Raw genomic sequence first — 25,778 nt, forward strand, 5'->3', positions numbered from 1 at the left:
CCTTACTGGAGTCTGCGGACGGCGCATCCGGTACGGGTACCCGGAGCCGTTCCGCCAGCGGGTGGTCGAGTGTCGCTGCATCCCATGCAGCCGGAGCCCACCCCGGGTGCCGGCCGGCTTATTCGGGTTGAGCGGCCGGCACCTCCTCGTTCGAGGGCGGGACCGCCGGTCAGACCCGGCGGCGCCGGCGGCTGCGCTGAGTGGCGCTGATCGCGCTGAGCAGCGCCGAGATGACGATGACGATCCCGATGACGGCGATCCACACGGCGATAGCAGCACCCGGAGTGAGGGTGGCGAGCCAGACGGTGACGCCGGCGAGACGCACGGGCGACGAGACGGTCACGAGGGTGGCGACGGCGAGCAGGATCAGCAGGGCGCCCCAGACGATCCCGCCCCAGCGGACGGGCGGCGGCCCCGAGGGCACCGGCCGGGGCACGTAGGAGTAGGCGGCGTCGGAGAGCCAGGGTTCGGCCGGGGCGGCGGGCGGCGCGGCGGGGGTGGTCGCCGTGGCCGATGCTGCGGGCGTGGCGGGCGCCGGGATCATGAGCGTCTCGGCTGTCGCCGACGTGTCCGCGGTGGCCGGGATCACGAGCGTGTCGGCGTCGTCGGACTCGGCCGTGGTCGGCAGCGGGATGGTGAGGTTCGTGTCGTCGGACTCGGCTGTGGTCGGCACCGGGGTCGTGGCGTTCGCGTCGTCGGTGTTCGCGTCGTCGGTGTTCGCGTCGTCGGTGTTCGCGTTGTCGGTGTTCGCGTCGTCCGCGTTCGTGTCGTCGGTCGGCTGGGCAGGTGTGGTCGTCATCTCGCTCTCGCTCTCTGTCACTTCTCGACTCGTTCGACGTGGACCGCGTCGAGCTGGGCGACGCGGACGACGGCGTCCGGGGAGCCGGCCGGGCCGACCACGATGTCCGTGGAGCAGCCGCCGAAGAAGCCCGGGTCGCAGCGGTGCACCTGCTCGCCGCCCGACGGGTCCGTCACGGTCACCGACGCCACGGTGGCGGCCTCCACGCGCACGGTGGCGTCCGCCGGGACGATCACCGTCGTCGGTCCGGGGCCTTTGGCCAAGTTGACCACCGGCGTGCCGGAGGCCGTCACGGCCTTGCTGAGGTCGATGGTGCTGTCTCCGACCGCCTGGAGGTAGTTCGCGCTCCCCGCGGGCGTCGCCGACAGCGTGTTGCCGGCGGTGACGCTCGCGTCCAGCCGGACCGCGGGGGAGGTCGGCAGCAGCGCGGCCAGCGCGGTGAGTCCGGCGAGCAGGATGCCCAGGAAGATGAGGAAGCCGCTGCGGCGGCGGGCGATCCCCGCGATGAGGACGGTCACGCCGAACACGAGCGTCGCCGCGGCGAGCGAGGCGGTCAGGGCGTAACCGGGCAGGCCGGTGAGCGGGCCCCAGAGCGCGCCGGTGAGGGAGCCCGCGACCAGGGCCAGGCCGACGGACAGCCAGCCGATCGCAGCGCCGACCCGGGGGTTGGCGGCGCGGTAGGCCACCCGCCTGGCCTCGGCGTCCGCGTTGGCAGCGGAGGCCTGCGCCCGCAGCTGCGCCGAGCGCTGCGCCTTCACCGCGCGCATGTCCTCGGCGAGCCGCTGCTTCCACTGATCGTGCTCGGCCTTCCACTGCGCCTGGCGGGTGCGCCAGTCGGTCACCTCCTCCGCGGTCGCGCCCGCACCCGGCGCGGGAGGAGCCGTGGGCTCGGCGACGGTGGCGACCGTCGGCGAGGCGGGGACGGCGGGCGCGGCGGCGGGATCCGGGACGGTCGTCGCGGCTGCGGAAGCGGTGGCGGCGGCGGCAGGCGCCGCCGGACCCGACGACCCCGCACCGGACGCCGACCGGCTGTCGGCCCGGCGCCCGGCGTAGACGATCAGCGCGACGGCCGCGGCCAGCACGATCACGGTCCAGATGATCCGTCCGACCGAGTCGCCCCAGCCGGGACCATGGCCGAACGGCGCCCCGAACCACCAGAGCCCGTCGGACCACGGCAGCAGCGACAGCACGACGAGCACCCCGATCGCGACCATCGGCGGCTCGAACTCGCCCTCGAAGAGGCGCTGGAGGTGGATGCGGCCGTCGCGGTCCGGCAGCAGCGCCCAGGCCAGCGCATAGAACAGGAGGGCGGGAGCGCCGAGCAGTGCGACGACGACCACGATGCCGCGGACGATCAGGGGGTCGATGCCGATGCGGTAGGCGATGCCCGCGCAGACCCCGCCGATCCAGCCGTCCGTGCGCTGGACGCCGAGCCCGCGCATCCAGTCGAAGAAGCGGGTGCCCCGGCCGGAGAGGCCGGTCTGCGGGCCGCCGTAGGGCGTCTGCGCGCCGCCGGAGGGGGGCTGGGCTCCACCGGAGGCGGGGACGTCCGAAGGGGGAGGGGTCGTGCCGTCGTTCACCATGACTCGATCGTGGCGCGCGGCGGCGCGCTGCCGCTATGGGGGGACACCCTGAGCGCACCCTGATTCCCGTCGCCCGCGCTGTGCGGGAGGGACCGGGTCTGCTTGGATTCCAGGTATGGCCTCCACCCCCGCGACCCGAGGGCGCACCCCGCGCCCTCCCCTCGCGCGCCCGCGGGACTGCCTGGTCGGCGGCGTGAGCGTGGCGCTGGCCGACCACCTCGGCTGGCCGGTGGTCGCCGTGCGCTGGATCTTCGTCGGCACCAGCCTGATCGGCGGCGCCGGTGTCCTGTTCTACCTCTGGCTCTGGGCGCTGACCCCACTGCGCGCCGCGGCCCCGGAGGACCCGGACGAGCGCGTCACCCGGCGCGTGAACGTCCCGTGGGTGCTCGCCGCGCTCGGCGCCGCCGCCGGGGTGGCCGCGATCGTCGCGGTCGCCGCCGACGCGCCGGGCTCCGCGTTCGGGGCCGTCCTGGCGGCGGTCCTGCTGCTGGTGGCCGCGGTGATCTGGGACCAGCTCGTCGACGACCAGAGCCTCGCGCCGTCGCCGCTCGCGCCCGCGACGTTCCGCCTCGCCGCCGGCGGGTTCCTCGTCGCGCTCGCCCTTGCCCTCAGCGGCATGCAGGCCGGGAGCTCGTCCGGGTATCTGTGGCTCGCCATCATCGGCGCCACGTTCGCGGGCGCGGCGGTCCTGGTGGCGCCGTGGGCGCTGCGGCTCTGGCGCGAGCTGATCGCCGAGCGGACGGCGCGCGTCCGCGAGGAGCAGCGCGCGGAGATGGCGGCCCACCTCCACGACTCGGTGCTGCAGACCCTCGCGCTCATCCAGAACCGGGCGGGCGCGTCCAGCGAGGTCGGCCGGATCGCCCGCGCCCAGGAGCGCGAGCTGCGCGACTGGCTCTACGCCGAGGGCGCCGACGGCGCGCGGCCGGAGGCGGGCGATCTGGCGACCGAGCTCCGTGAGGTGGCGGCGGCGCTGGAGGTCGACCACGCCGTCCACTTCGACGTCGTGAGCGTGGGAGAGCCGGTGCGGGGCGCGCCCGCCGAGCTGGCCGCCGCCGCGCGCGAGGCGATGCTCAACGCGGCCAGGCACGCCGGCGGCGACGTCTCCGTGTACGTCGAGTCCGGTGCGGGCAGCGCCGACGTGTTCGTCCGCGACCGCGGCCCCGGCTTCGACATCGCCGCGCTGCCGGAGGGGCGGCTGGGGGTGCGCGAGTCGATCGTCGGCCGGATGCGCCGGGCGGGAGGACAGGCGACGGTGACGTCGAGGGAGTCCGGAACCGAGATCCACCTGAGCGCCGAAGTGCCCGCCGAGCGAGAATGAGACCATGACGGACGACACAGCCGCTGGAGCGATCACCGTCGTGATCGTCGACGACCACTCGATCTTCCGCTCGGGCCTGCGGTCCGACCTGGACGATCGCCTCCGGGTGGTGGCGGAGGCGCAGGACGTGGACGGGGCGGTGGCGGCGATCCAGCGCACGCGCCCGGACGTCGTGCTGCTCGACGTGCACCTGCCGGGCGGCGCGGGCGGGGGCGGCGCGGAGGTGCTCCGCCGAACCGCCGCCGAGCACCAGCGCACGCGCTTCCTCGCGCTGAGCGTCTCGGACGCGGCAGAGGACGTCGTCGGCGTGATCCGGGCCGGCGCGCGCGGCTACCTGACCAAGGGCAGCTCCGGCCGGCAGGTCAGCGACGCGGTCGTGGCGGTGGCCGGCGGCGACGCCGTGTTCTCGCCCAAGCTGGCCGGGTTCGTGCTGGACGCCTTCGGCGCGGCGGCGGGCGAGCAGGCCGAGAGCACGGACGAGCTCGACCGGCTCTCCGCCCGGGAGCGGGAGGTCATGCGGCTGATCGCGCGCGGCTACGCCTACAAGGAGGTGGCGGCCGAGCTCTTCATCTCGGTCAAGACCGTCGAGACCCACGTCTCCGCGGTGCTCCGCAAACTCCAGCTGTCCTCGCGGCACGAGCTCACGGCGTGGGCGCTGGAGCGCAAGCTGCTCTGACGACGGCCCGCGTTGTCAAGCCCTGCGGCGTTTTTGCGAGGGGGTGCGGCGTCCCGTACACTTGGGTGCGGTGGTTGAATCCGCCAAGCTTTTCTGCGCCTATTTTTCGTGAATGCCAGGAGGGTTCTGGGTTCACGATCCCTAGGGCGGTAGCTCAATTGGCAGAGCAGCGGTCTCCAAAACCGCAGGTTGCAGGTTCGATTCCTGTCCGCCCTGCAAACCGGCATCCCGATGCCGGTCCACGAAAGGTGTAACGAGGTGGCCCGAAAGGTAATCGACGAACCGAGCGAGGAAGTCGTCGCCAACGCCAAGAAGGAGCGCGCCGCGAGGCGCAACCCCTTCGCGCGGATCGCCCTGTTCATCCGGCAGGTCATCGGCGAGCTCAAGAAGGTCGTCACGCCGACGCGCAAGGAGCTCCTGAGCTACACGGGCGTCGTGCTCGTCTTCGTGGTGATCATGATGGCGATCGTGTCCCTGCTCGACTGGGTGTTCGGTCTCGGCGTGGTGTGGGTCTTCGGGAATCCGAAGTAATCCGCGCATCCCGACCGGCCGCACGGCCATACCGACAGAAATGGAATGAATTCAGTGTCTGAGACGAATCGCGACGACGTCGACTGGGCGACCGCTGCAGAGCAGTCCTCCGAAGACGACGAGGCGCAGACGGGCAATGTCCTGGAGCGCGACGAGGAGTCGTCCGACCCTGCCGAGCACGAGGCGCTGCACATCGTGGCCGACGACGGCACCGAGATCGATCTGGACGCCGTCCTCGACGCGATGGCCGAGGCCGTCGACCCCGAGGCCGACCGCGCCGTCGACGAGGCGCTCGAGGTCGACTCCGCCGAGGAGGCCGAGGCCGCCCAGGAGGCCGTCGAGGACGAGGACGACACGGCAGCCGACCCGTACGAGGCGTTCCGTGCAGAGCTGCGCTCCAAGTTCGGCAAGTGGTACGTCATCCACTCCTACGCCGGTTTCGAGCGCCGCGTGAAGTCCAACATCGAGAACCGCATGGTCTCGATGAACATGGAGGACTTCATCTTCGAGGTCCAGGTCCCCATGGAGGACGTGGTCGAGATCAAGAACGGCCAGCGCAAGATGGTCAACCGCGTGCGCATCCCCGGCTACGTGCTGGTGCGCATGGACCTCAACGAGGACAGCTGGTCGGTCGTCCGCCACACCCCGGGCGTCACCGGGTTCGTGGGCAACGCCCACAACCCCACGCCGCTGCGGTTCGAAGAGGCCTTCTCGATGCTGAAGAGCCTCGTGCAGATCGACCAGGCTCCGGCCAAGGGCGGCGCGAAGGGCCAGAAGGCCACCGCGCGGGTCATCCCGGCCGAGGTCGACTTCGAGATCGGCGAGACCATCACCATCAAGGAGGGCTCGTTCGCGGGCCTGCCTGGCTCGATCAGCGAGATCAAGCCGGAGAGCGGCAAGCTCACCGTGCTCGTGTCGCTCTTCGAGCGCGAGACCCCGGTCGAGCTCAGCTTCGACCAGGTCACGAAGCTCTGACGGGAATCATCCAGAGCCTCCCACTGTTCCCACCCAAGGATTTACAGCCACCGGGTCTCGGAAGGGCCGAGAAACCGGGAGAGCGACGCGGGCCTGACGCCCACGTGCTCGAACACACAAAGAAGGAAGAGACATGGCACCGAAGAAGAAGGTCACCGGTCTGATCAAGCTTCAGATCAACGCCGGCGCTGCCAACCCGGCCCCGCCGATCGGCCCGGCCCTGGGTCAGCACGGCGTGAACATCATGGAGTTCTGCAAGGCGTACAACGCGGCGACCGAGTCGCAGCGCGGCAACGTCATCCCGGTCGAGATCACCGTCTACGAGGACCGTTCGTTCACGTTCGTCCTGAAGACCCCGCCGGCCGCCGAGCTGATCAAGAAGGCCGCGGGCGTTCCCAAGGGCTCCGGCGTCCCGCACACCACCAAGGTCGGCAAGCTGACCCAGGACCAGGTGCGCGCCATCGCCGAGCAGAAGATGGTCGACCTCAACGCCAACGACATCGACGCGGCGTCGAAGATCATCGCAGGCACCGCCCGTTCGATGGGCATCACGGTCGAGGCGTAAGCCCGACCTCCCCGTCACCCAGACATCACCGTGGCAGAGCCGGCCAGGCTCGCACCACATTCTCGTTAGGAGAAATCTCATGGCACAGAAGTCCAAGGCCTACCGGGCCGCGGCCGACAAGATCGAGGCCGGCAAGTTCTACACCCCCACCGAGGCCGTCACCCTCGCGAAGGAGACCGGTTCCGCCAAGTTCAACTCGACCGTCGAGGTCGCGCTGAAGCTCGGCGTGGACCCGCGCAAGGCGGACCAGATGGTCCGCGGTACCGTCATCCTTCCTCACGGTACCGGCAAGACCGCGCGCGTCATCGTGTTCGCGACCGGCCCGGCCGCTGAGGCCGCGATCGCCGCGGGCGCCGACGAGGTCGGCGGCAGCGACCTGATCGAGAAGGTCGCCGGCGGTTACACCGACTTCGACTCGGCCGTCTCCACCCCGGAGCTCATGGGCCAGGTCGGCCGTCTCGGCAAGGTGCTCGGCCCGCGTGGCCTGATGCCGAACCCGAAGACCGGCACGGTCACCCCGGATGTCGCGAAGGCCGTCTCCGACATCAAGGGCGGAAAGATCGAGTTCCGCGTCGACAAGCACGCCAACGTCCACTTCGTGGTCGGCAAGGCGGGCTTCACCGCCGAGCAGCTCGACGAGAACATCACGGCCGCCCTCGACGAGATCGTCCGTCTCAAGCCGTCCGCTGCGAAGGGCCGCTACATCCAGAAGGGCGCCGTGTCGACCACGTTCGGCCCGGGCATCCCGCTGGACGTCAACGCGATCTGATCGCTTCCGCGTCCGAACGGGCCGGTCACCTCAGGGTGGCCGGCCCGTTCTGCGCTTCCCGCGAGGGAGGTGTTGTGCGACGGACTTGTCTACCCCATCTTGCGGAGGTAGACAGGCTGGGCTACGTTCGCTCTGTCGCGCGTCGCGCGTCGGCTCGATGTCGAGCCAGTTCAGCGAAGGGGAACGTAGTGAAGCAACCTCGCACCGTCCGAGTCCTCCACAAGAGGACCATCGGCATCATCGCCACCACGTCCGCCGTGGTGGCGTTGTCATTGGCAGGGGCATCCGGGGCGAACGCCGCCGACCGGGTCTCCTACGCCGGTTCCGTCCCATCGTGGGCCACCGCCCAGAACGACGCAGGGGCGGCGGCGACCGACGAGACCGTACAGGGTGAGATCTATCTGCCGCTGCGTGACCTGAAGGGCGCGGAGAACCTCGCGAAGCAGGTCTCGAATCCGTCACAGTCGGGGTACCGCAAGGCGTTGAGCCCGGCACAGTGGATCGCCCGGTTCTCGCCCTCGAAGGCCGATTACGCCTCGGTCGTGTCTTTCCTCACCACGGCGGGCCTCACCATCCAGGGAACCCCGGAAAGCAGGCAGTACGTGGTGTTCCGTGGCACCCCGCAGCAGCTCGGCTCGGTGTTCGGGACGTCACTGCACGCCTACGACTACGCGGGTCACCGGCTCGTGGCGCCGTCGTCGGCGCCCTCGCTGCCCGCGGCGATCGGAGCGAAGGTCTCCGCGGTCAGCATCGAGCAGTCCCGCACCCTGACGCGGCCCGACTCGATCAAGCAGGGTGACCTCGGCGCCTCGGGTGCGCCTCAGATCTCGCGCAAGGCCGCGACCGCTCCTGTGATCCAGACCCCGTGCTCGCACTACGTCGGCGAGAACACCGTCACGGTGCCGGCCGCGTACAACGGGCAGACGACGTACGGAACCTACAACTGCGGGTACACTCCGCAGCAGCTCCGGAGCGCCTACGGGCTGACCGACTTGAACCGGAAGGGCGTCAACGGGAGCGGGCAGACGGTCGCGATCATCGACGCGTACGCCAGCCCGAGCATCCTCCAGGACGCGAACGGTCTCGCCCAGCAGAACGGCGAGCCTCTGCTGACGGCGTCGAACTACCAGCAGCTCGTCCCGCCGTCGGCGCAGTTCACCGATGAGGCGTTGTGCCAGTACCCGAGCGGATGGCAGGGCGAGCAGACCCTCGACGTGGAGTCCGTCCACTCCGTCGCCCCCGGCGCCCGCATCCTCTATGTGGGCGGCACCGACTGCGGCGGCGGCCTGGACATCGCGATGTCGAAGGTCCTCGACAACAAGCTGGCGAACATCGTGAGCAACAGCTACGGGAACGTCGGCGAGGCCGTGCCCGCCGACGTCATCCAGGGCGAGGTCGACCTTCAGCTCCAGGCGGCAGGCGAGGGGATCGGGCTCTACTTCTCGAGCGGAGACAACGGCGACGAGTCGGCGCCCGACGAGGTCGGATACCCGTCGCCGGACTTCCCGGCGTCCTCCCCGTGGGTGACCTCGGTCGGGGGCACCAGCCTGGGCATCGCCAAGAACGGCTCGATCGCGTGGGAGACCGGCTGGGGCGACCAGCTCGACAAGATCGTGAAGAATGCCGATGGGACGCTGTCGTACGACTCCGCGCTGCCCGGTGGGCTCTTCGCGGGCGGCGCAGGCGGTGGCGTCAGCGCCGTCTTCAAAGCGCCCGACTATCAGCGTGGGATCGTGCCGCAGGCGCTGAGCAACGGCTTCCGGGTCTCGCCGGACGTCTCGGCACTCGCCGACCCGTACACCGGCTTCCAGATCGGGATCCGGCCCATCGTCGACGACACGACGCTCGCGACCGGTGACTACATCAACGAGACCTACGGCGGCACGTCGCTGGCCTCGCCGATCGTCGCTGCCCAGATCGCGATCGTGCAGCAGGCGACGGGGAAGACGATCGGGTTCGCCAACCCGACCCTCTACGCCGTGGATCGGGTGCTGCCGAACGCATTCCGGGACGTGGTGCCGCAGAATCCGCCGCAGGCGCTGGTCTACACCAGCCGCAACAGCGGGAACACCTATTTCATCACCCTCGACAACGACACCTCGCTGAAGTCGGCGAAGGGCTACGACGACGTGACCGGGCTCGGTGGCGTCTCCTTCACCCTCCTCAAGCTGGTGGCCCAGGGACGGCACTGAGCGACGGGACGCCCTCATGCCCGGCATGAGGGCGTCCCTGCGCCCGCCGCCCCGGCTACGCTGGCGGGATGACCGTCGTCATCCGTCCCGCGACCGCCGCCGACGCGGAGGCCCTCGCGGGCGTCGCCGCCGTGACCTTCCCGCTCGCCTGCCCGCCGCACACGACGGCGGAGGCCAAAGCGGCCTTCATCGCGTCCGTTCTGTCCACGGAGCGGTTCGCGGAGTACACGGCCGACCCGGCGCGGCGCGTGCTCGTGGCCGAGCACGCGACCGGCGCCGTCATCGGGTACACGATGGTGAACCTGGGCGAGCCGTCCGACGCCGACGTGCGCGCCGCCGTCCGGGTGCGCCCGACCGCCGAGCTCAGCAAGTGCTACGTCCTCCCCGGCCACCATGGCGAGGGCGTCGCCGGGCGCCTGATGGAGGCCAGCCTGGCCGCGGCGGCGGACGCCGGCGCCGAGGGGATCTGGCTGGGCGTGAACGAGGAGAACGCGCGGGCTCAGCGGTTCTACGGCAAGCACGGGTTCGAGCGGGTCGGCTCCAAGCGCTTCCTCGTCGGCGACCGGCTGGAGGACGACTGGGTGATGGAGCGGGAGCTGGTCAGCCTTCCGCGACCTTGAGCACGATCGCGCCCTTGGTGGTCTCGTGCTCGATCGCCCTGTGCGCGTCCGCGATCTCGTCGAGCGGGAAGATGCGGTCCACGTGGACGCGCACGCTGCCCGTCTCCAGGAGGCGGGCGATGACGGCGAGCGTGCCGCCGTCCGGCGCGACCGTGTAGCCCGTCGTCCGGACGCCCGCGGCCTCTGCGGCCTCGGCGAGCCCCGGGTCGAGGCCGGTCGGGGCGTGCAGGACGAGCAGGCCGCCCGGCCGGATCAGCGCGAGCGAACGGGTGGCGCGTTCGAGGTCGGAGGCCGGGTCGACGACGACGTCGACGGTGTCCCCGAGCCCGGTGGGGTCGTCACCGGTGGCGGCCTCGTCCACCACCTCGGCCGCGCCCAGCGAACGCAGCCAGGAGTGGTTCGCGCTCGAGGTGGTGGCGATCACGTGGGCGCCGAAGTAGGCGGCGAACTGGATGGCGAAGTGGCCGACCGTGCCCGTGCCCGCGTGCACGAGCACGCGCTGGCCTTCGTGAGCCTTGGCCAGCTCCACCACCATGCCCCAGGCCGTCAGCGCGGCGAGCGGCGCCGCGGCCGCCTCGATGTGGGAGAGCGTCGCCGGCTTGCGCACCAGGCTGACGCTCGGGACGGAGACGTACTCGGCGTAGCTGCCGCCGAAGCGGGGCACCATCACCATCCCGAACACCTCGTCGCCGGGGCGCAGCGGGTGCGCGGCGAACGGCGACTCCACGACGACGCCGCTGAAGTCGTGGCCGAGCACGGCGGGGAAGGTGTGGATGGCGCCGAACACGCCGTTGCCGGAGCGGGTGCTGGCGTCGAGCGGGTTCACGCCGGCGGCCACGACCTTCACCAGGAACTCCGCGTTCACCCGGTCGGGTGTCGAGGTCTCGCCGATCCGGAGGGCCGCCGGGTCGCCTGCCGCGTCGAGAAGAGCGGCGCGCATCGTCTTCGGCATTCGTGTTCCCCTCGTCGCCGCCGCGAGCGGCGCGGCTGGCTTCCAGTCAAACGCGCGAATGGGTCCGTGGTGTTACGGGCGGGTCACCGCGTGTGAACAGTCTGTTTCCCGGGCCGCTCAGGCTTTTCGCGGCCCGGTTGGGGACGTTCACAGGGATGGTCCGGTTAGAATCCCTCGACCCGAGCCATCCGACCCGAGCCATCCGACTTGAGGAGCCGTTGTGCGACGACTGCTGCGTATCGTGCGCCAGCCGTTCGCCCTGCCCGTGCTCGCTGGCGGATGGCAGCGCGCGGTTCCTGTGCTGCTGGCGATCGGCACCGTGAGCGTGCTGAGCGGGCTGACGATCATCTGGGCCGCGCGGCTTACCGTTCCTTACCCGGTCTACGTGAGCGAGCTCGGCGCCGTCGGCGCGCCCACGGCGTTCCCGTTCAAGGTGGCACTGCTGCTCATCGCGGCGGGCGGCTGCTCCGTGGCGCTGGCCAGCGGTCACGTTCGCTCGTCGGTCCGCGGTCTCGACCGGTGGGCTCCCGCCGTGAGCCTCGGCTTCGCCGCGCTGTGCTTCGTGCTGGCCTCCCAGGTCACCTGCACGGCGTACTGCCCGGTGCCGCTGATCGACCCGGCGTCGACGGTGCAGGATCTGGTGCACACCGTCTCCGCGGTGCTCGGCTTCGCGGCGGCGTGCTTCGCGATGCTGCAGGTGTCGTTCGCGACCCGGCTGCCTCGGGTGGCGCGCTTCTCGCTCGCGAGCTGCGTCGCCGTCGCTCTGATCACGATCGCCGGCGGGCTGATGGCGATCGTGCGCGTCGCGACGGATGTCGGCGCGTGGCTTGAGCTCGTCGGCACCACCGTGGCGATCGCATGGATCGCGGTCTACGCGCTGGCGCTGGTCACGGTGCCGGTGGCCGTGGGAATCCGGCAGGAGCGGCAGGAGCAGGAGACGGCGGACTACGAAGCGACGGTGCGCTGAACCTCGGTGCGCTGAACCTCGGTGCGCTGAGCCTCGGTGCGCTGAGCCTCCGTCGCCGACCGCGTCGTCGCCTCCCGCAGCAGGTCGATCAGGTCGCCCGCCAGCGCCACGAGCCGGGCGATCTCCCGGTCGTCGCGGTCGACCCACTGGCACTGCGGCTCGTCGTGGATCGGCACGAAGCGGTCGTGCTGCTCCCACACGAACAGCGTCCGGTCGGCGCCGAGCACGTACTGCTGCCACCAGATCTGCCGGAGGTAGTGGCGCGGGATGCTGTTGAACGGCTTGTTCGTGGTCTTGATCTCGGCGAGCTCGATCCGGCCCCCGCTGCGGAGGACGAGGCCGTCCGGGGTCGCCAGGTGGCGCCGGTCGCGCTCGGCGTGGAAGAGCAGGTCGGACGGCTGGATGCCGTGCGTCGCGGCAACCCACGCCGCGATCTCCGGCTCCCTGCTGCGGCCGTGCTGCGTGAAGATGTTGCCGGAGAACCCCGAGCCGTTCAGCTTGTCGGAGACGGCCGCGTGCAGGGACTGCGGCGTGGACAGCTTGGCGACATCGGTCGCGGTGATGCCGCGGCTGCGGGCGCGGAGCCAGCCGATCCGGTCGCTCGACGACGCGACGACCCTGGCCAGATGCCCGGTCGCTCCGGGCACGGCCGGCACCACCGGGCGCGGGGCCGGAGCCGACGAGCGCGGGCCGAGATCCGCCAGCACGCCCGGCCGGTAGAGGTCGGGGCTGCGGGTGGCGGAGCGGTCGAGCACTCGTCCATTCTGCCCCGGCCCACGGACTCCCGTCGTCAGCCCACGCCCGCCGCGCCGAGTTGGCGGCGTGCCTCGTCGATGGTGACGAGCGTCGACACGGCCTCGTCGAGCGAATGCAGCGGCGACTCGGTGCGGCCCTCGGCGACATAGCGGGCGAGCGCGGCCGCCTCGTACGACATCCCCTGCCGGTAGGGACGCTCGTACGGGTCGCGCCATTCGCTCGACGAACGGCCGTCGGCGCCGACGAGCCGGAGGCCGCTCGGGCCCCAGAACGGGCTGTGCATCTCGATCCTGCCGTCGCGGCCGCTGATGGACGCGAGCGAGGGCGTGCCGGCGCGGAGGCCGGTGCTCAGCAGCGCCTGACCGCCGCGGGCCGAGGTGAGGATCAGCGCCGCCTGCTCGTCCACTCCGGTCGGCGCAAGGGTGCCGGTCGCGAGGATCCCGGCCGGCGCGCCGAGCACGAACGACGCCCACGACACCACGTAGACCCCGATGTCGAGGAGGGCGCCGCCGGCCAGCGCCGGATCCCAGAGCCGCCCGGCCGGGTCGAACGTGGCGCGGCCGCCGAAGTCGGCGGTGACGACGCGCACCTCGCCGAGCGCGCCGGCGTCGAGGAGCTGCCGCACGATGTCGGTCTGCGGGAGGTAGCGGGTCCACATCGCCTCCATCGCGAAGACGCCGGCCTCCCGCGCCGCCGCCGCGATCTGCCTGGCCTGGTCGGCGGTCGCGGCGAGCGGCTTCTCGACCAGCACGTGCTTGCCGGCGGCGATGGCGAGGAGGGCGTGCTCCAGGTGCTCGCTGTGCGGCGTCGCCACGTAGACGACGTCCACGTCCGGGTCGGCGACCAGCGCCTCGTACGAGTCGTACGCGCGCTCGACGCCGTGCTCGGCGGCGAAGCGCGCCGCCCGCTCGGCCGAGCGGGACCCGCACGCGACCATCCGCTGCGTGGTGTGCGCGTGCAGGGCGTCGGTGAAGTCGGCGGCGATCACGCCGGGGCCGATGACCCCCCAGCGCAGTGCGGGCGCGTCGGCGGGGTCGGGGAAACGGGGCACGGGGAGTTCGTTCGCCATGCCCCTAGTCTGCCGGGCGAAACGAACGGACAGGACACGCCGCCTCGCGAAGCGCGGACGCGGCGTGTCCTGTCAGTTGCGTGCGCGGGTCAGACGGGCTGTGGGTTGGAGACCTCGGGGGACTGGCGCGCGCCGGCGACGGGCGCCGCCCAGCGCACGCCGTTCGCGAGGACGCGGCGCACCTGCGGGTGGAAGTACACCGGGTACTCCTGGTCGCCGGGCGAGAAGTAGAAGATCTTGCCCCGTCCGCGGGTGAACGTCACGCCGGAGCGGAACACCTCCCCGCCGGTGAACGAGCTGATGAACACGAGGTCGTCGGGCGTCGGGATGTCGAAGAACTCCCCGTACATCTCCTGCGCCTCGATCACGATGGGCTGGTCCACGCCCGCCGCGATGGGGTGCGTCGGGTTCACGTTCCAGACCAGCTCGCGCTCGCCGCCCTCCGGGTTGCGCCAGCGCAGCGAGCAGGTGGTGCCGAGCATGCGGATGAAGATCTTCGAGAAGTGCCCGGAGTGCAGCACGATGAGGCCCATGCCGCCGAGGACGTGCTGCCGCACCCGCTCCACGACCTCGTCGGAGACCTGCTCGTGGGCGATGTGGCCCCACCACAGCAGCACATCGGTCTCGGCGAGCTGCTGCTCGCTCAGGCCGTGCTCGGGGTCGGCGAGGGTGGCGGTGCGCACCGCCACCTCCTGGCCGAGCAACTCGGTGAGGCCGGCGGCGATGGCACCGTGGATGCCGTCGGGGTAGATCGCGGCGATCTCGGGCTGGGTGGTCTCGTGGACGCCTTCGTTCCAGACGGTCACGCGCAGTGGGGTGGTCATGGTCATGCCTCCTGGGTCGTGGCGGGGATGGCGGTAGCGTTCGTGTCGTCGAGGCCGGCCGTCGCAGGGCTCAGGCGCACCTCGGCGCCGACCCGGGCCGACTCGTAGGCGGCGTCGATGACGCGCGCGCGGTCGAGCGCGAGCGAGCCGTCCCAGTGCGACCAGTTCGCCTGGTCGGCGACGTGCTCGAGGAAGGTCTCGACCACCGCGAGGTGGCCGCGGCCGGCGTCGGCGGTCACCGCGATGTCCTCGACCTCCTCGCCCTCGCCGGTGAAGATGGTCAGCTCGCCGGCGGGCGCGTAGTCGACCACGCGGAGGTCCGCGCCGCCCTCGGTGCCGTACAGCGTGATGCCGAACTCGTCGCCGGCCGGACGATAGGCGGCCCAGCTGGTCTCGAGCACGATGGAGCCGCCGCCCTCCAGGCGCAGCAGCAGGCTGGCCAGGTCCTCCACCTCGTACGCGGAGCCGACGTGCTGCTTGTCGCTCTTCGCCCCGCCGCGGCCGCGGGAGCCGAGCTCGGAGTGGGTGACCGCCGAGACCGCGGTGACCTGAGGCTCGCCGAACAGGTGCAGGGCGTAGTCGAGCACGTGCACGCCGATGTCGATCAGCGGCCCGCCGCCGGCCATCTCGCGGTTGGTGAACCAGCTTCCCAGGGCCGGGATGCCGGCGCGGCGCAGCCAGATCGCCCTGGCGTGGTACGGCCGCCCGATCTGGCCGGCGTCGATCGCCGCCTTGAGCGCCTCGATGTCGCCGCGGCGGCGGTGGTTGAAGGCGACCTCCAGCACCCGGCCGGACCGGTGCGCGGCGTCGACCATCGTCTGCGCCTCGGCGGCGGTGCGGGCGATCGGCTTCTCGCTCAGCACGTGGATGCCGGCCTCGAGCGCTCCGACGGCGATCGGGGCGTGCAGGAAGGTGGGGACGGCGACGCTCACGACGTCGAGGTCGCCGTCGGCGACCAGGTCGCGCCAGTCGCTGTAGCGGCGGGTGACGCCGTACTTCTCGCCGAGCTCGGCGCGCGGGCCGTCCTCCATGCCGGCGATGGCGACCAGCTCGACGCCGGGGAGCGCCGCGTAGGCGTCCATGTGCTGCTGGCCTGCCCAGCCGAGGCCGACGACGCCGGCGCGGAGCGGGCTGGACGGGGTGGATGCGGTGGTCACTGCGGTCCTTTCACGGGGGTTGATGGTGGTGGGGCTTGTCGAGGCGGCCGGTGGATCGAATCGATTCGACCCTCGCGGGGCGCACAGGTGGATGGGGGCGGTGGCGGCTCAGCGGGGGAGGGGACGGGAGGCGGCGCCGAGGGTGTCCTGGATGACCATGATGGCCGCCCCGATGACGCCGCCTGTCTCGCCGGAGCGGGACTCGGTGATGGTGAGATGCTGAGTCGCGAGCGGGGTCGAGCGCTGGTAGACGACCTCCCGCACGCCGGCGAGGAGCTGCTCGCCGACCCGGGAGAGGCTGCCGCCGACGACGACGAGCGACGGGTTGAGCAGGTTGACGCAGGTCGCGAGCACTTCGCCGAGGTCGCGGCCGGCCTGGCGGATCGCCTGCAACACCTCCGCGTTGCCGGTGCGGGCCAGCGCCACGACGTCGTCGCTCGTCTCGGCGGGGATGCCTGCCGCCGTCAGTGCGCGCGCGATCGCCGGTCCGCTCGCGAGGGCCTCCAGGTCCGCGTCGCTCGCGCCGTGGCTGGGGGTCTCGCTGGTGAACGGCACGCGCACGTGGCCGAGGTCGCCCGCCGAGCCCTGCGCGCCGCGCTGGAGCCGGCCGCCGCTGATGATGCCGGCGCCGATGCCCGTCGCGACCTTGACGAAGAGCAGCTCCGACTGGTCGGGCCAGGCGAGGGCGTGCTCGCCCAGCGCCAGGAGGTTCACGTCGTTGTCCACGAGGACCGGCACGTCGAACACCCGCCGCACGTAGGCCGGGATGTCGAAGCGGTCCCAGCCGGGCATGATCGGCGGGTTGACGGGAAGGCCGGTCGAGTGCTCCACCGGGCCCGGCACGCCGATGCCCACCCCGACGAGGTCGCCGAGCGGGCGGCCGGTCGCCGTGTACAGGCGGCCCGCGGTCTCCAGCGCCCAGTCGAGCACGGCCTCCGGCCCGTCGGCGATGCGGAGGCGGCGGGACTCGCTGCTCGTGATCGTCCCGGCGAGGTCGGCCAGCGCGACGACGCCGTGGGTGGCGCCGAGGTCGACCGCCAGGACGACACGCGAGTCGGGGTTGAACCGCACGCGCGCGGGCGGGCGGCCTCCCGTCGAGACGTCGTCGCCGGCGGGCGCGACCAGCCCCGAATCGGTGAGCGTGTCGATGCGGACCGCGATCGTCGAGCGCGCGAGGCCGGTGAGCTCGGCCAGCTGCGCGCGGGTACGCGGAACGCCGTCGCGCAGGATCGCCAGGAGGTCCGAGGCGTCAGCGGCGACGATGCCGGACGCCCGGGCACTGTCGGTCATGCAGGTATTGAACCACAGGGCTGGCCGGCGGTCCAAAGCCGGACGACAATACGGCGACTTTTGATTGACAACCGGCAGAAGTCTCGCTTGAATGGATGTCGGCGCCGGATCGTGCGCCGACAACCCCCCCAGCAGAAACTCGACGAGGAGAACAGTGTCGACCTCAAACCTCTCCGTGCAGCTCTACACCGTCCGTGAGCTCTTGACCGAGGACACGGTCGGTACCCTCCGCCGGATCGCCGCCATCGGCTTCACCCAGGTCGAGCCGTTCGGCTTCCTCGACTTCGCCGACGGCCTGCGCGCGGGCTTCGCCGAGACCGGCCTCACCGCCCCCACCACCCACCAGGGCTTCATCGGCCGCGACGACCTCGACACCGTGTTCGCCGCCGCAGCCGACCTCGGCATCCAGACCGTCATCGACCCGCATGTGCCCGCCGAGCGCTGGCAGACCGCGGAGGACGTGGAGGCCACGGCCGCCGCGCTCAACGCCGCCGCCCAGGTCGCCGCCAAGCACGGCGTCCGCGTCGGCTACCACAACCACGCGCACGAGGTCGAGAGCACCATCGACGGCGTCACCGCGCTGGAGTACTTCGCCGGCAAGCTCGCCCCGGAGGTCGTGCTGGAGGTCGACACCTACTGGGTGGCCGTCGGCGGCAAGGACCCGGTCGAACTGCTCGGGAAGCTCGGCGACCGCGTCGTCGCCCTGCACGTCAAGGACGGCTCCGGCAGCACGGACACCAAGGACCAGGTCGCCGTCGGCCAGGGCTCGCTGCCCATCGCCGACATCATCGCAGCCGCACCGAACGCCCTCCGCGTCATCGAGCTCGACGACTCGCGCGGCGACCGGTTCCAGGCCGTCGCCGACAGCTTCGCGTTCCTCACCTCGGAGGCCTTCGCGTGACCGGCAGCGGAAAGGTCGGCGTCGGCCTCATCGGCGCGGGCGTCATCAGCAACCAGTATCTGGAGAACCTCACGGCGTTCCCCGACCTCGACGTGCGCTTCGTCGCCGACATCGACCTCGACCGGGCCAAGGCCCAGGCCGACAAGTACGGCGTCCCGGGCTCCGGCACGGTCGAGGAGCTGCTCGCGGACGACGCGATCGAGATCGTCGTCAACCTCACCATCCCCAAGGTGCACGTCGAGGTGGCGCTGCAGGCGCTCGCCGCGGGCAAGCACGTGTGGAGCGAGAAGCCGTTCGCGCTCGACCGGGCCAGCGGCGTGCAGCTGCTGGAGGCCGCCCACGCGCAGGGACTGCGCGTCGCGACGGCACCGGACACCTTCCTCGGCGCCGGAATCCAGTCGTCGCGACGGCTGATCGAGAGCGGCGCCATCGGTGCGCCCCTGACCGCGCTCACGCTCATGCAGAGCGCCGGCCCCGAGTCGTGGCACCCGAACCCGGACTTCCTGTTCCAGGAGGGCGCCGGCCCGCTGTTCGACATCGGCCCGTACTACCTCACCGCCCTGGTGCAGCTGTTCGGCCCGGTCAAGCGCGTGAGCGCCGTCGCCTCCCGGGCGAAGGAGTCGCGGGTGATCGGCTCCGGCCCACGCGCCGGCGAGTCGTTCGAGGTCACCGTCCCGACGCACGTCAGCGCGCTCTACGAGTTCGAGAGCGGCCAGACCGCGCAGTCGATCTTCAGCTTCGACTCCAAGCTCGGCCGCACCCAGTTCGAGGTCGCCGGTCTCGAGGCGACGCTCGTGGTCCCCGACCCGAACACCTTCGAGGGCGACCTCCTGGTGCACGGAGCCGACGGCGTCGAGACGCTGCCGTCGACCGGCACCACCAGCAGTCGCGGCATCGGCGTCGTCGAGCTGGCGCGGGCGATCCGCGCGGGCGTGCCCGAGCGCGCCTCCGGTGAGCAGGCCTTCCACGTCCTCGACGTGATGGTGGCGACCATCGAGGCCGGCGAGTCCGGAGTCCCGGTGGACGTGGAGAGCACCGTCACGGTCGCCCCGGCCCTGCCGGAGGACTGGGACCCGCGCGCGGCGACCCTGGCGTAAGCCGGGCGCGCAGGACATCGACGGACGACGAACGGAGAAGTGTGAGCGGGAGCGAGTCGGGCGGCCTGAGCCGGCGGGACGAGAGCACGGCCGGGTCGCGGCTGCGGGTGGCGATCGTCGGCGGCGGCTTCATGGCGGAGGTGCACTCGCGGGCCACCCGGGCCGCGCGCGCCGAGTTGGCGGGCATCGTCTCGTCCTCCCCTGAGCGCTCTGCCGCCGCAGCCGAACGACTCGGGATCGGCCGCGCGTACGGCTCGCTGGACGAGGTGCTCGCCGACGACACGATCGACGTGGTCCACGTGACGACGCCGAACGCGCTGCACGCGTCCCAGGCCGCCGCTGTGCTGGCCTCCGGCAAGGATGTCGTCTGCGAGAAGCCGCTGGCCACGACGGTCGCCGACGCGGAGGCGCTGGTCGCCGCCGCGGCCGGGCGCACCGCGACCGTACCGTTCGTCTACCGCTTCCATCCGCTCGTGCGGGAGGCCAGGGCGCGGTTCGCGTCCGGCGCCGCGGGGCAGGTGCTCACCGTCAACGCCTCCTACCTCCAGGACTGGCTGCTGGCCTCCGGCGACGACAACTGGCGGGTGGACTCCGAGCAGGGCGGCCGCTCCCGCGCGTTCGCCGACATCGGCTCGCACCTGGTCGACCTGGTGGAGTTCGTCAGCGGCGACCGGGTCGCCCGCGTCTCCGCGAAGAAGCGCACGGTGTTCGCCGCGCGGGCCTCCCACTCCGGGATCACGACGGAGGACGCCGCGGCGGTGGTCATCGAGACCGCGTCGGGGGCCATCGGCACCCTGCTGGTCTCGCAGGTCGCGCCCGGTCGCAAGAACCGGCTGTGGCTGGAGATCGCCGGAAGTGCCGAGAGTGTCGCGTTCGACCAGGAGCAGCCGGAGACCCTCTGGGTGGGCCGCCGCTCCGGCAGCCTCCTGGTGCCGCGCGACGCCGACCAGCTGAGCGACGACGCCGCGCGCCTCTGCGTCGTGCCGTCCGGGCATCCGCAGGGCTACCAGGACGCGTTCAACGCCTTCGTCGCCGACAGCTACGCCGCGGTCGCGGGGGAGACCCCCGAGGGCCTGCCGCGCTTCGAGGACGGGCTGCGCGCCGTCCGGATCACCGACGCCGTGATCGACGCCGCCGAGTCGGGCGCCTGGATCGAGCTGGGCGCCGCCCGCTGACCGCGGTCGGATGCGTCCGCTCGGCCGGGTAGGCTCACGCTCGTGGACATCATCCGTGGCGAGGACTGGTACGGCCGCGACCTCGACGGGCTGGAGTTCGACGGGGTCGAGTTCATCGACGTCGACCTGACCGAGGTGCGGTCGACGGGGGCGACGTTCACCGGGTGCACGTTCCGGAAGGTGCGGTTCAACGTCAGCGAGCACACCGACAGCGCGTTCGTGAACTGCACGTTCGTCGGCTGCAACTTCTTCGATGCGACGTTCCGGCGGTGCAAGGTCACCGGCAGCAGTTTCAGCGAGAGCGAGTTCGCCCTGCTGAAGGTGGAGGGCGGCAACTGGTCGTTCGTCGACCTCGGCCGCGCCGAGCTGCGCGGGGTGGAGTTCACCGGCGTGCGGCTCCGGGAGGCCGACCTCAGCCGCGCCCGCTGCGTCGAGGCGGTGTTCTCCGGCTGCGACCTGTCGGCCGCCGTGCTCACCGGGGCCGACTTCTCCGCGGCGAGCCTGGTCGGCAGCGACCTGACCGGCGTCGATCCGGCCGACGTGCGCCTCCGCGGCGCGACCATCGACGAGCGCCAGGCCGTCCTCCTGGCGGAGGCCGCCGGCATGACCGTCGTCGCCACGCCCTCGTGAGCGGACGCCGGCGACGACGGAGACCCCGGCGCCGAGGCGGCCGGGGTCTCCGTCAGAGGGTGACGCGCTAGGCGACCTCTTTCACCTGGCCGCGCTTGATGTGGAGCCGGCGCTGGGCGCGCTTGGCCACCGCGGTGTCGTGCGTGACGACGATGACGGTGAGGCCGCGGTCGCGCCACAGCCCCTCGAGGAGGTCCATGATCTCGTCGCGGGTCTCCTCGTCCAGGTTGCCGGTCGGCTCGTCGGCCAGCAGCACGTCGGGGTTCTTGACCAGGGCGCGGGCGATCGCGACGCGCTGCTGCTGGCCTCCGGAGAGTTCGGACGGCAGGTGGCTGCCGCGGTCCGCGAGGCCGACCGAGGCGAGCGCCTCGGCGGCGCGGCGCTTGCGCTCCTCCGCGCTCACCTTCAGCGGGGCGAGCGCGGTCTCCACGTTCTCCTGGGCCGTCAGCGTCGGGATCAGGTTGAAGCCCTGGAAGACGAAGCCGATCTCGTTGGCGCGGATGCCGGTGAGCTTGCCGTCGCCGAGCTTCGACAGGCTCGCCGTGCCGAGCTCCACCGATCCGGAGGTCGGGCGGTCGAGCGCGCCGAGCATCTGCAGCAGCGTCGACTTGCCGCCGCCGGTCGGGCCCTGGATGGCGACGAGCTGGCCGTCCGGGATCTCCAGGGTGACGTCGTCGAGCGCGATCACCTCGCGGCTGGACTGGCGGTACTTCTTGGTGACGTTCGTGAGGGTGTACACGAGGACTCCTTCTGGTCGGGCGGGGCTCAGGCGACCGAGCGCAGAGCTGCGGCGGGACGGAGACGGGAGGCGCGCCAGCCGCCGATCGCACCGGCGATGAGACCGCCGAGGATGGCGAGCGCGACCGCGCCGACGATGATCCACAGGGTGACCGGGGCGTGCAGGGCGATGTCGGCCGTGGTCGCGGACGCCCGGCGGACGCCGGCGAACGCGCCGCCTCCGCCGCCGAAGCCTCCGCCTCCACCGCCGAAGCCGCCGCCGCCGAAGCCGCCTGCGCGGGACCCGGTGCCCGCGGCCCCCGTACCCGCACCGGTGCCCTGACCGGCAGCAGTTGCCACGCCGGAGCCGATGCTGCCGGTCAGCGTCGGGGAGACGATGTTCACGACCCACACGCCGACGAGCCCGACGGCGACGCCGACGATGCCGCCGATGAGGCCCTGCACGACCGATTCGCCGGCGACCTGCCCGGTGATCCGGCGGTTGGACCAGCCGATCGCCTTCAGGGTGCCGAACTCCCGGGTCCGGCGGGTGACGCCGGAGATGGTGAACAGGATGGCGATCAGGAACGCCGCCGCGAGCACGATCACCGAGAGCCAGGTGCCGAGGTTGGCGATCAGCTCACCCGCGCTGCCGAGCGAGCCGGAGACGCTGGAGGCCAGGTCAGCCTGCGTGCTGACGGTCGCGGTGGGGAGGGCCTTGGTCAGGTCGGCCTTGATCTGGTCGATGTCGCTGGACGACGCCGCCGTGATGTAGACGGACGAGATCTTCGAGGCCTGCCCGGACAGCGTCTGGGCGACGCCGATCGGGATGTACGCGTTCGCCGCGGTGGTGGAGTCGGCTCCCGTCGCGGAGACGATCCCGATCACCTTGAAGTCCGTGCCGCCGATGGTGACGGTGTCGCCGACGGCCTTGGAGGCCGACTTGGCGTACGCGGCGTCGAGGACGACCACGTCGGCCGCCTTGTCGGTCGCGGTGAAGGTGCGGCCGCTGGACAGCGTCACGGAGGAGAGCGGTCCGACCGACTTGCCGGCCGGGTCGAGGCCCATCACCGAGAACGAGTCGACGGTGAACGAGCTGCCGCCCGCGCCGTCCGCGCCGCCGGTGGGCGGCGGGGTGGAGAAACCGGAGGACCCGCCGGCCTGGCGCTGCTCGCGCAGCTGCTGGAAGTTCGGGAGGGTGCCGCTGAAGCTGGTGTTGGTCAGCGACAGCACCGCGGCGGCGGACTGCACGTTCTGGACCTTCTTGGCGGTCGTCAGCGTGGAGGCGTCCATCACCGTCGCGCCGCGAGTGGGCTCCAGCCGCGAGGTGTTGATCTGCCGCCCCGATCCGGTGTCCGACCCGGCGCCGGCGCCGAAGTCGAAGCGCGGGCCGCCGCCGGCGCCCTGCTGGGCGGTCGCGCCCTGGGCCGTCGCGGGCTGGGTGATGGTGATGTCGGTGCCGACGCCGTAGACGGACTGCAGCACGCTCGCCTGCGCATCCTTGACACCGGCGGAGACCGCGTTGACGATGATGACGAGTGCGATCGCGAGGGCCATGCCGATCGCGATGATGACCGTCTGCTTGCGGCGATTGAGGAGCTCGCGCCGCAGATATGTCCCGAACATAGGCTTCCATATCTCTGGGTCGGAAAAAGGGGGGTTCGTCGGAAAGCTAGGTTCGGGGGTTTGCCGCTCACTGTGGCATTGCTATGGATCAGCCGTGTGCCGCTGAGGGACCTCGCAGCGACTGCCACGCGCGGGCCGATCGCTCACAGAATCTCCATAGGTTTCGCAAAGTCGCCCTCAAGTCCACTCCTCATAATGGGAAAGGTGACCATCAACGCCCGAGCCGCCTCCGGATCCTCCAGCCAGCCCCGCACCCTCCTGCGCCGAGCCGACGGCAGCGCGATCCGCGTGCTCGTCGTCGACGACGAGGCGACGCTGACCGACCTGCTCGCGATGGCGCTGCACTACGAGGACTGGGAGGTGAAGACCGCGTCCAACGGACAGCAGGCGCTGCAGCTCTCCCGCGAGTTCAAGCCGGACGTCGTCGTGCTGGACATCATGCTCCCGGACATCGACGGCCTCCAGGTGCTCTCCCGGATGCGCGCCGACGGCAACGAGGCGCCCGTGCTGTTCCTGACGGCCAAGGACTCCCTCGACGACCGCATCGCCGGGCTCACCGCGGGCGGCGACGACTACGTCACCAAGCCGTTCAGCCTGGAGGAGCTCGTCGCCCGGCTCCGCGGTCTGCTGCGCCGGTCACGCGCGGCGGTCGCCGACCAGGACGACCCGGTGCTGATCGTCGGCGACCTCGTGCTGGACGAGGACAGCTACGAGGTGCACCGCAACGGCGACGCCATCCAGCTCACCGCCACGGAGTTCGAGCTGCTCCGGTTCCTGATGCGCAACCCGCGCCGCGTGCTCAGCAAGGCCCAGATCCTGGACCGGGTGTGGTCGTACGACTTCGGCGGCTCCTCCAGCGTGGTCGAGCTCTACATCTCGTACCTGCGCAAGAAGATCGACGCGGGCCGCCCCGCGATGATCCACACCGTGCGCGGCGCCGGTTACATGGTGAAGGCCGCGCAATGACCGCTGCCCGCTCTGCGGGCGCCCCGACCCCCGGCCGTGAGCGCGCCCGGCGCTTCGGCCTCCGTCCGTTCCGCACCTGGACGCTGCGCAGCCGTGTGGTGCTGGTGGTCGTGTCGATGCTGGCCGTGCTCGGCGCGGTGATCGGCACGATCAGCGTGCTCGCGCTGCAGAACTACCTGGTGGAGCGGCTCGACCAGCAGCTCACCAGTGCGCTCGAGCGCGGCCAGCACACCGCCGACCGGATCAACGCGGGCGGCCCCACCATCCCGGAGGCGCAGGGCGTCGTGACGACGCCGGGGCAGCCGACCGGGACGCTCGGGGCGGTGCGCAGCTCGAACGGCGGACTGCTCTTCCCGCCGGTCATCCTCTCCGACCGGCCGTCGACGTCGACCGACCAGCCGCTCGGGCCCAAGCAGGTGACCATCAACGGCCTCGCGCTGCTCACGGTGCCCGCCGACGCCCAGCCGCGCACCGTGGACCTCGGCGACTCCCTGGGCTCCTACCGCATCGCCGCCGCACAGCTCGAGAACGGCGACAGCGTCATCATCGGCCTGCCGCTCAGCGAGGTGACGGCGACGACGCAGCAGCTCACGCTCGTCATCGTGCTGGTCACGCTCGCGGGCCTGGTCTTCGCGTTCCTGATCGCCAGCTTCGTCGTGCGCCTCGCCATGAAGCCGCTCGCGCGCGTCACCGAGACCGCAGAGCAGGTGGCGCACATGCCACTCGACCGGGGCGACGTCGCGCTGTCGGTGCGCGTGCCCGAGGAGGACACCGACCCGCACACCGAGGTGGGCACGGTCGGCGCGGCGCTCAACCGGATGCTCGGTCACGTCGCCTCCGCGCTGACCGCCCGGCAGGCGAGCGAGCAGAAGGTGCGGCGGTTCGTCGCCGACGCCAGCCACGAACTGCGGACGCCGCTCGCGTCCATCCGCGGCTACGCGGAGCTCACCCGGCGCTCGCCGCACGAGCTGCCGCAGGACGTCACGCGCTCGCTCGGCCGCATCGAGTCGGAGGCCACCCGGATGACCTCCCTGGTGGAGGACCTCCTGCTGCTCGCCCGGCTCGACGAGGGCAGGGAGCTCGACCGCGACCCGGTGGACCTGTCCCTGCTGCTGATCGACGCCGTCAGCGACGCGCACGCCGCCGGCCCCGACCACACCTGGCGGATCGACCTCCCCGAGGAGCCGGTGGAGGTGCTGGGCGACGCCCCGCGGCTGCACCAGGTGGTGATGAACCTGCTCGCCAACGCCCGGGTGCACACGCCCGAGGGGACGACGGTGGTGGCGGCGCTCGCCGTCGACGCGGCGGCGCGGGAGGCCGTGGTCACGGTGTCGGACGACGGCCCCGGCATCCCGGAGGAGCTTCAGTCGACGCTGTTCGAGCGCTTCGCGCGCGGCGACAGCAGCCGCAACCGGGCGACCGGATCGACCGGGCTCGGCCTCGCAATCGTGCACGCTGTCGTGGAGGCGCACGGCGGCGCGGTCACCGTGACCAGCGAGCCGGGCAGCACCGTGTTCAGCGTCCGCCTGCCGCTCGCGGGGGAGGGGCCGCAGAGTCCGCGCCCGGCGGCGCCGGCCGAGGCGTCGGCTCCGGACGCGCTCGACGCCGTGGCGGACAGCCGCG

General features: G+C 71.8%; 25 protein-coding genes and 1 tRNA gene. 16 read left to right on the forward strand and 10 right to left on the reverse strand.

What is annotated here, in order from left to right; all coding sequences use genetic code 11:
• Positions 1-169: 169 nt before the first annotated feature.
• Together AC3A3H_RS03190 and AC3A3H_RS03195 are read right to left on the reverse strand one after the other, a co-directional pair.
• A complete protein-coding gene (locus AC3A3H_RS03190) occupies positions 170-820 on the reverse strand; it encodes a hypothetical protein (RefSeq protein WP_487613099.1) in 651 nt (216 codons plus the stop codon).
• Positions 817-2,382: a PspC domain-containing protein gene (locus AC3A3H_RS03195; RefSeq protein ID WP_487613100.1), complete on the reverse strand. Its 1,566-nt coding sequence runs from the start codon at positions 2,380-2,382 to the stop codon at positions 817-819. The genes AC3A3H_RS03190 and AC3A3H_RS03195 overlap by 4 nt, the downstream gene beginning before the upstream one ends.
• Positions 2,383-2,497: 115 nt before the next feature.
• On the opposite strand from AC3A3H_RS03195, the gene AC3A3H_RS03200 reads away from it, so the two are divergent.
• The 9 genes from AC3A3H_RS03200 to AC3A3H_RS03240 all read left to right on the forward strand — a co-directional run bounded on the left by AC3A3H_RS03200 (position 2,498) and on the right by AC3A3H_RS03240 (position 10,028).
• Positions 2,498-3,700 (forward strand): ATP-binding protein, encoded by a 1,203-nt coding sequence (locus AC3A3H_RS03200; RefSeq protein ID WP_487613101.1) that lies wholly within the window; start codon positions 2,498-2,500, stop codon positions 3,698-3,700.
• Positions 3,701-3,704: 4 nt separating this feature from the next.
• Positions 3,705-4,376 (forward strand): response regulator, encoded by a 672-nt coding sequence (locus tag AC3A3H_RS03205; protein WP_487613102.1) that lies wholly within the window; start codon positions 3,705-3,707, stop codon positions 4,374-4,376.
• 143 nt (positions 4,377-4,519) lie between these two features.
• Positions 4,520-4,592 (forward strand) — tRNA-Trp (locus AC3A3H_RS03210).
• 42 nt (positions 4,593-4,634) lie between these two features.
• On the forward strand, positions 4,635-4,907 hold the full coding sequence (gene secE, locus AC3A3H_RS03215; protein ID WP_185278484.1) for a preprotein translocase subunit SecE: 273 nt from the start codon (positions 4,635-4,637) through the stop codon (positions 4,905-4,907).
• Between the two features lie 54 nt (positions 4,908-4,961).
• Entirely contained in the window at positions 4,962-5,882 is a 921-nt protein-coding gene (gene nusG / locus AC3A3H_RS03220; RefSeq protein WP_487613103.1) for a transcription termination/antitermination protein NusG, read from the forward strand.
• 133 nt (positions 5,883-6,015) lie between these two features.
• Entirely contained in the window at positions 6,016-6,447 is a 432-nt protein-coding gene (gene rplK / locus AC3A3H_RS03225; protein WP_314149171.1) for a 50S ribosomal protein L11, read from the forward strand.
• A 79-nt stretch (positions 6,448-6,526) separates the two neighbouring features.
• A complete protein-coding gene (rplA, locus tag AC3A3H_RS03230; protein ID WP_487613104.1) occupies positions 6,527-7,216 on the forward strand; it encodes a 50S ribosomal protein L1 in 690 nt (229 codons plus the stop codon).
• A gap of 188 nt (positions 7,217-7,404) precedes the next feature.
• Positions 7,405-9,408, forward strand: a complete 2,004-nt coding sequence (locus AC3A3H_RS03235) for a S53 family peptidase (RefSeq protein ID WP_487613105.1) — start codon at positions 7,405-7,407, stop codon at positions 9,406-9,408.
• 68 nt (positions 9,409-9,476) lie between these two features.
• Positions 9,477-10,028 (forward strand): GNAT family N-acetyltransferase, encoded by a 552-nt coding sequence (locus AC3A3H_RS03240; RefSeq protein WP_487613106.1) that lies wholly within the window; start codon positions 9,477-9,479, stop codon positions 10,026-10,028.
• Here AC3A3H_RS03240 and AC3A3H_RS03245 read toward each other — a convergent pair.
• Positions 10,009-10,980 carry an NADP-dependent oxidoreductase gene (locus tag AC3A3H_RS03245; protein ID WP_487613107.1) on the reverse strand — a complete coding sequence of 324 codons (972 nt, stop codon included), beginning with the start codon at positions 10,978-10,980 and terminating at the stop codon, positions 10,009-10,011. The two genes, AC3A3H_RS03240 and AC3A3H_RS03245, sit on opposite strands and share 20 nt — an antisense overlap.
• 220 nt (positions 10,981-11,200) lie before the next feature.
• Between AC3A3H_RS03245 and AC3A3H_RS03250 the strand changes: the two genes are divergently transcribed.
• Positions 11,201-11,947 (forward strand): DUF998 domain-containing protein, encoded by a 747-nt coding sequence (locus AC3A3H_RS03250; RefSeq protein WP_487613108.1) that lies wholly within the window; start codon positions 11,201-11,203, stop codon positions 11,945-11,947.
• On the opposite strand, the gene AC3A3H_RS03255 is transcribed toward AC3A3H_RS03250, so the two are convergent.
• From AC3A3H_RS03255 to AC3A3H_RS03275, 5 genes are all read right to left on the reverse strand, one after another.
• Positions 11,926-12,702, reverse strand: a complete 777-nt coding sequence (locus AC3A3H_RS03255; RefSeq protein ID WP_487613109.1) for a YqaJ viral recombinase family protein — start codon at positions 12,700-12,702, stop codon at positions 11,926-11,928. The genes AC3A3H_RS03250 and AC3A3H_RS03255 overlap by 22 nt on opposite strands.
• A 35-nt stretch (positions 12,703-12,737) precedes the next feature.
• Positions 12,738-13,772, reverse strand: a complete 1,035-nt coding sequence (locus AC3A3H_RS03260; protein ID WP_487613110.1) for a Gfo/Idh/MocA family protein — start codon at positions 13,770-13,772, stop codon at positions 12,738-12,740.
• A gap of 89 nt (positions 13,773-13,861) precedes the next feature.
• Positions 13,862-14,596: a ThuA domain-containing protein gene (locus tag AC3A3H_RS03265; protein WP_487613111.1), complete on the reverse strand. Its 735-nt coding sequence runs from the start codon at positions 14,594-14,596 to the stop codon at positions 13,862-13,864.
• A 2-nt stretch (positions 14,597-14,598) separates the two neighbouring features.
• Positions 14,599-15,753, reverse strand: coding sequence for a Gfo/Idh/MocA family protein (locus tag AC3A3H_RS03270; RefSeq protein WP_487613112.1), 1,155 nt, complete (start codon positions 15,751-15,753; stop codon positions 14,599-14,601).
• A gap of 108 nt (positions 15,754-15,861) precedes the next feature.
• Positions 15,862-17,043, reverse strand: coding sequence for an ROK family transcriptional regulator (locus AC3A3H_RS03275; protein WP_487613113.1), 1,182 nt, complete (start codon positions 17,041-17,043; stop codon positions 15,862-15,864).
• Positions 17,044-17,218: 175 nt separating this feature from the next.
• On the opposite strand from AC3A3H_RS03275, the gene AC3A3H_RS03280 reads away from it, so the two are divergent.
• The 4 genes from AC3A3H_RS03280 to AC3A3H_RS03295 are packed head-to-tail and all read left to right on the forward strand — an operon-like array spanning position 17,219 to position 20,846.
• Positions 17,219-17,944: a sugar phosphate isomerase/epimerase family protein gene (locus AC3A3H_RS03280; RefSeq protein ID WP_487613121.1), complete on the forward strand. Its 726-nt coding sequence runs from the start codon at positions 17,219-17,221 to the stop codon at positions 17,942-17,944.
• A complete protein-coding gene (locus tag AC3A3H_RS03285) occupies positions 17,941-19,041 on the forward strand; it encodes a Gfo/Idh/MocA family protein (protein WP_487613114.1) in 1,101 nt (366 codons plus the stop codon). Before AC3A3H_RS03280 ends, AC3A3H_RS03285 begins: the two co-directional genes overlap by 4 nt.
• Before the next feature lie 41 nt (positions 19,042-19,082).
• Positions 19,083-20,216, forward strand: a complete 1,134-nt coding sequence (locus AC3A3H_RS03290; RefSeq protein WP_487613115.1) for a Gfo/Idh/MocA family protein — start codon at positions 19,083-19,085, stop codon at positions 20,214-20,216.
• 42 nt (positions 20,217-20,258) lie between these two features.
• Positions 20,259-20,846, forward strand: coding sequence for a pentapeptide repeat-containing protein (locus tag AC3A3H_RS03295; RefSeq protein ID WP_487613116.1), 588 nt, complete (start codon positions 20,259-20,261; stop codon positions 20,844-20,846).
• Between the two features lie 67 nt (positions 20,847-20,913).
• Here AC3A3H_RS03295 and AC3A3H_RS03300 read toward each other — a convergent pair whose 3' ends face one another.
• Together AC3A3H_RS03300 and AC3A3H_RS03305 are read right to left on the reverse strand one after the other, a co-directional pair.
• Complete coding sequence (locus AC3A3H_RS03300) at positions 20,914-21,585, reverse strand: ABC transporter ATP-binding protein (protein WP_487613117.1); 672 nt, start codon at positions 21,583-21,585, stop codon at positions 20,914-20,916.
• Positions 21,586-21,611: 26 nt separating this feature from the next.
• A complete protein-coding gene (locus tag AC3A3H_RS03305; RefSeq protein ID WP_487613118.1) occupies positions 21,612-23,189 on the reverse strand; it encodes an ABC transporter permease in 1,578 nt (525 codons plus the stop codon).
• A gap of 195 nt (positions 23,190-23,384) precedes the next feature.
• Between AC3A3H_RS03305 and AC3A3H_RS03310 the strand changes: the two genes are divergently transcribed.
• Together AC3A3H_RS03310 and AC3A3H_RS03315 are read left to right on the forward strand one after the other, a co-directional pair.
• Complete coding sequence (locus AC3A3H_RS03310) at positions 23,385-24,155, forward strand: response regulator transcription factor (protein WP_487613119.1); 771 nt, start codon at positions 23,385-23,387, stop codon at positions 24,153-24,155.
• Positions 24,152-25,778: sensor histidine kinase (locus AC3A3H_RS03315; RefSeq protein ID WP_487613120.1), on the forward strand; the 1,627-nt coding region annotated here is incomplete at its 3' end. The genes AC3A3H_RS03310 and AC3A3H_RS03315, both read left to right, overlap by 4 nt.

The organism is Leifsonia sp. Soil_N53 (genome assembly GCF_057655165.1).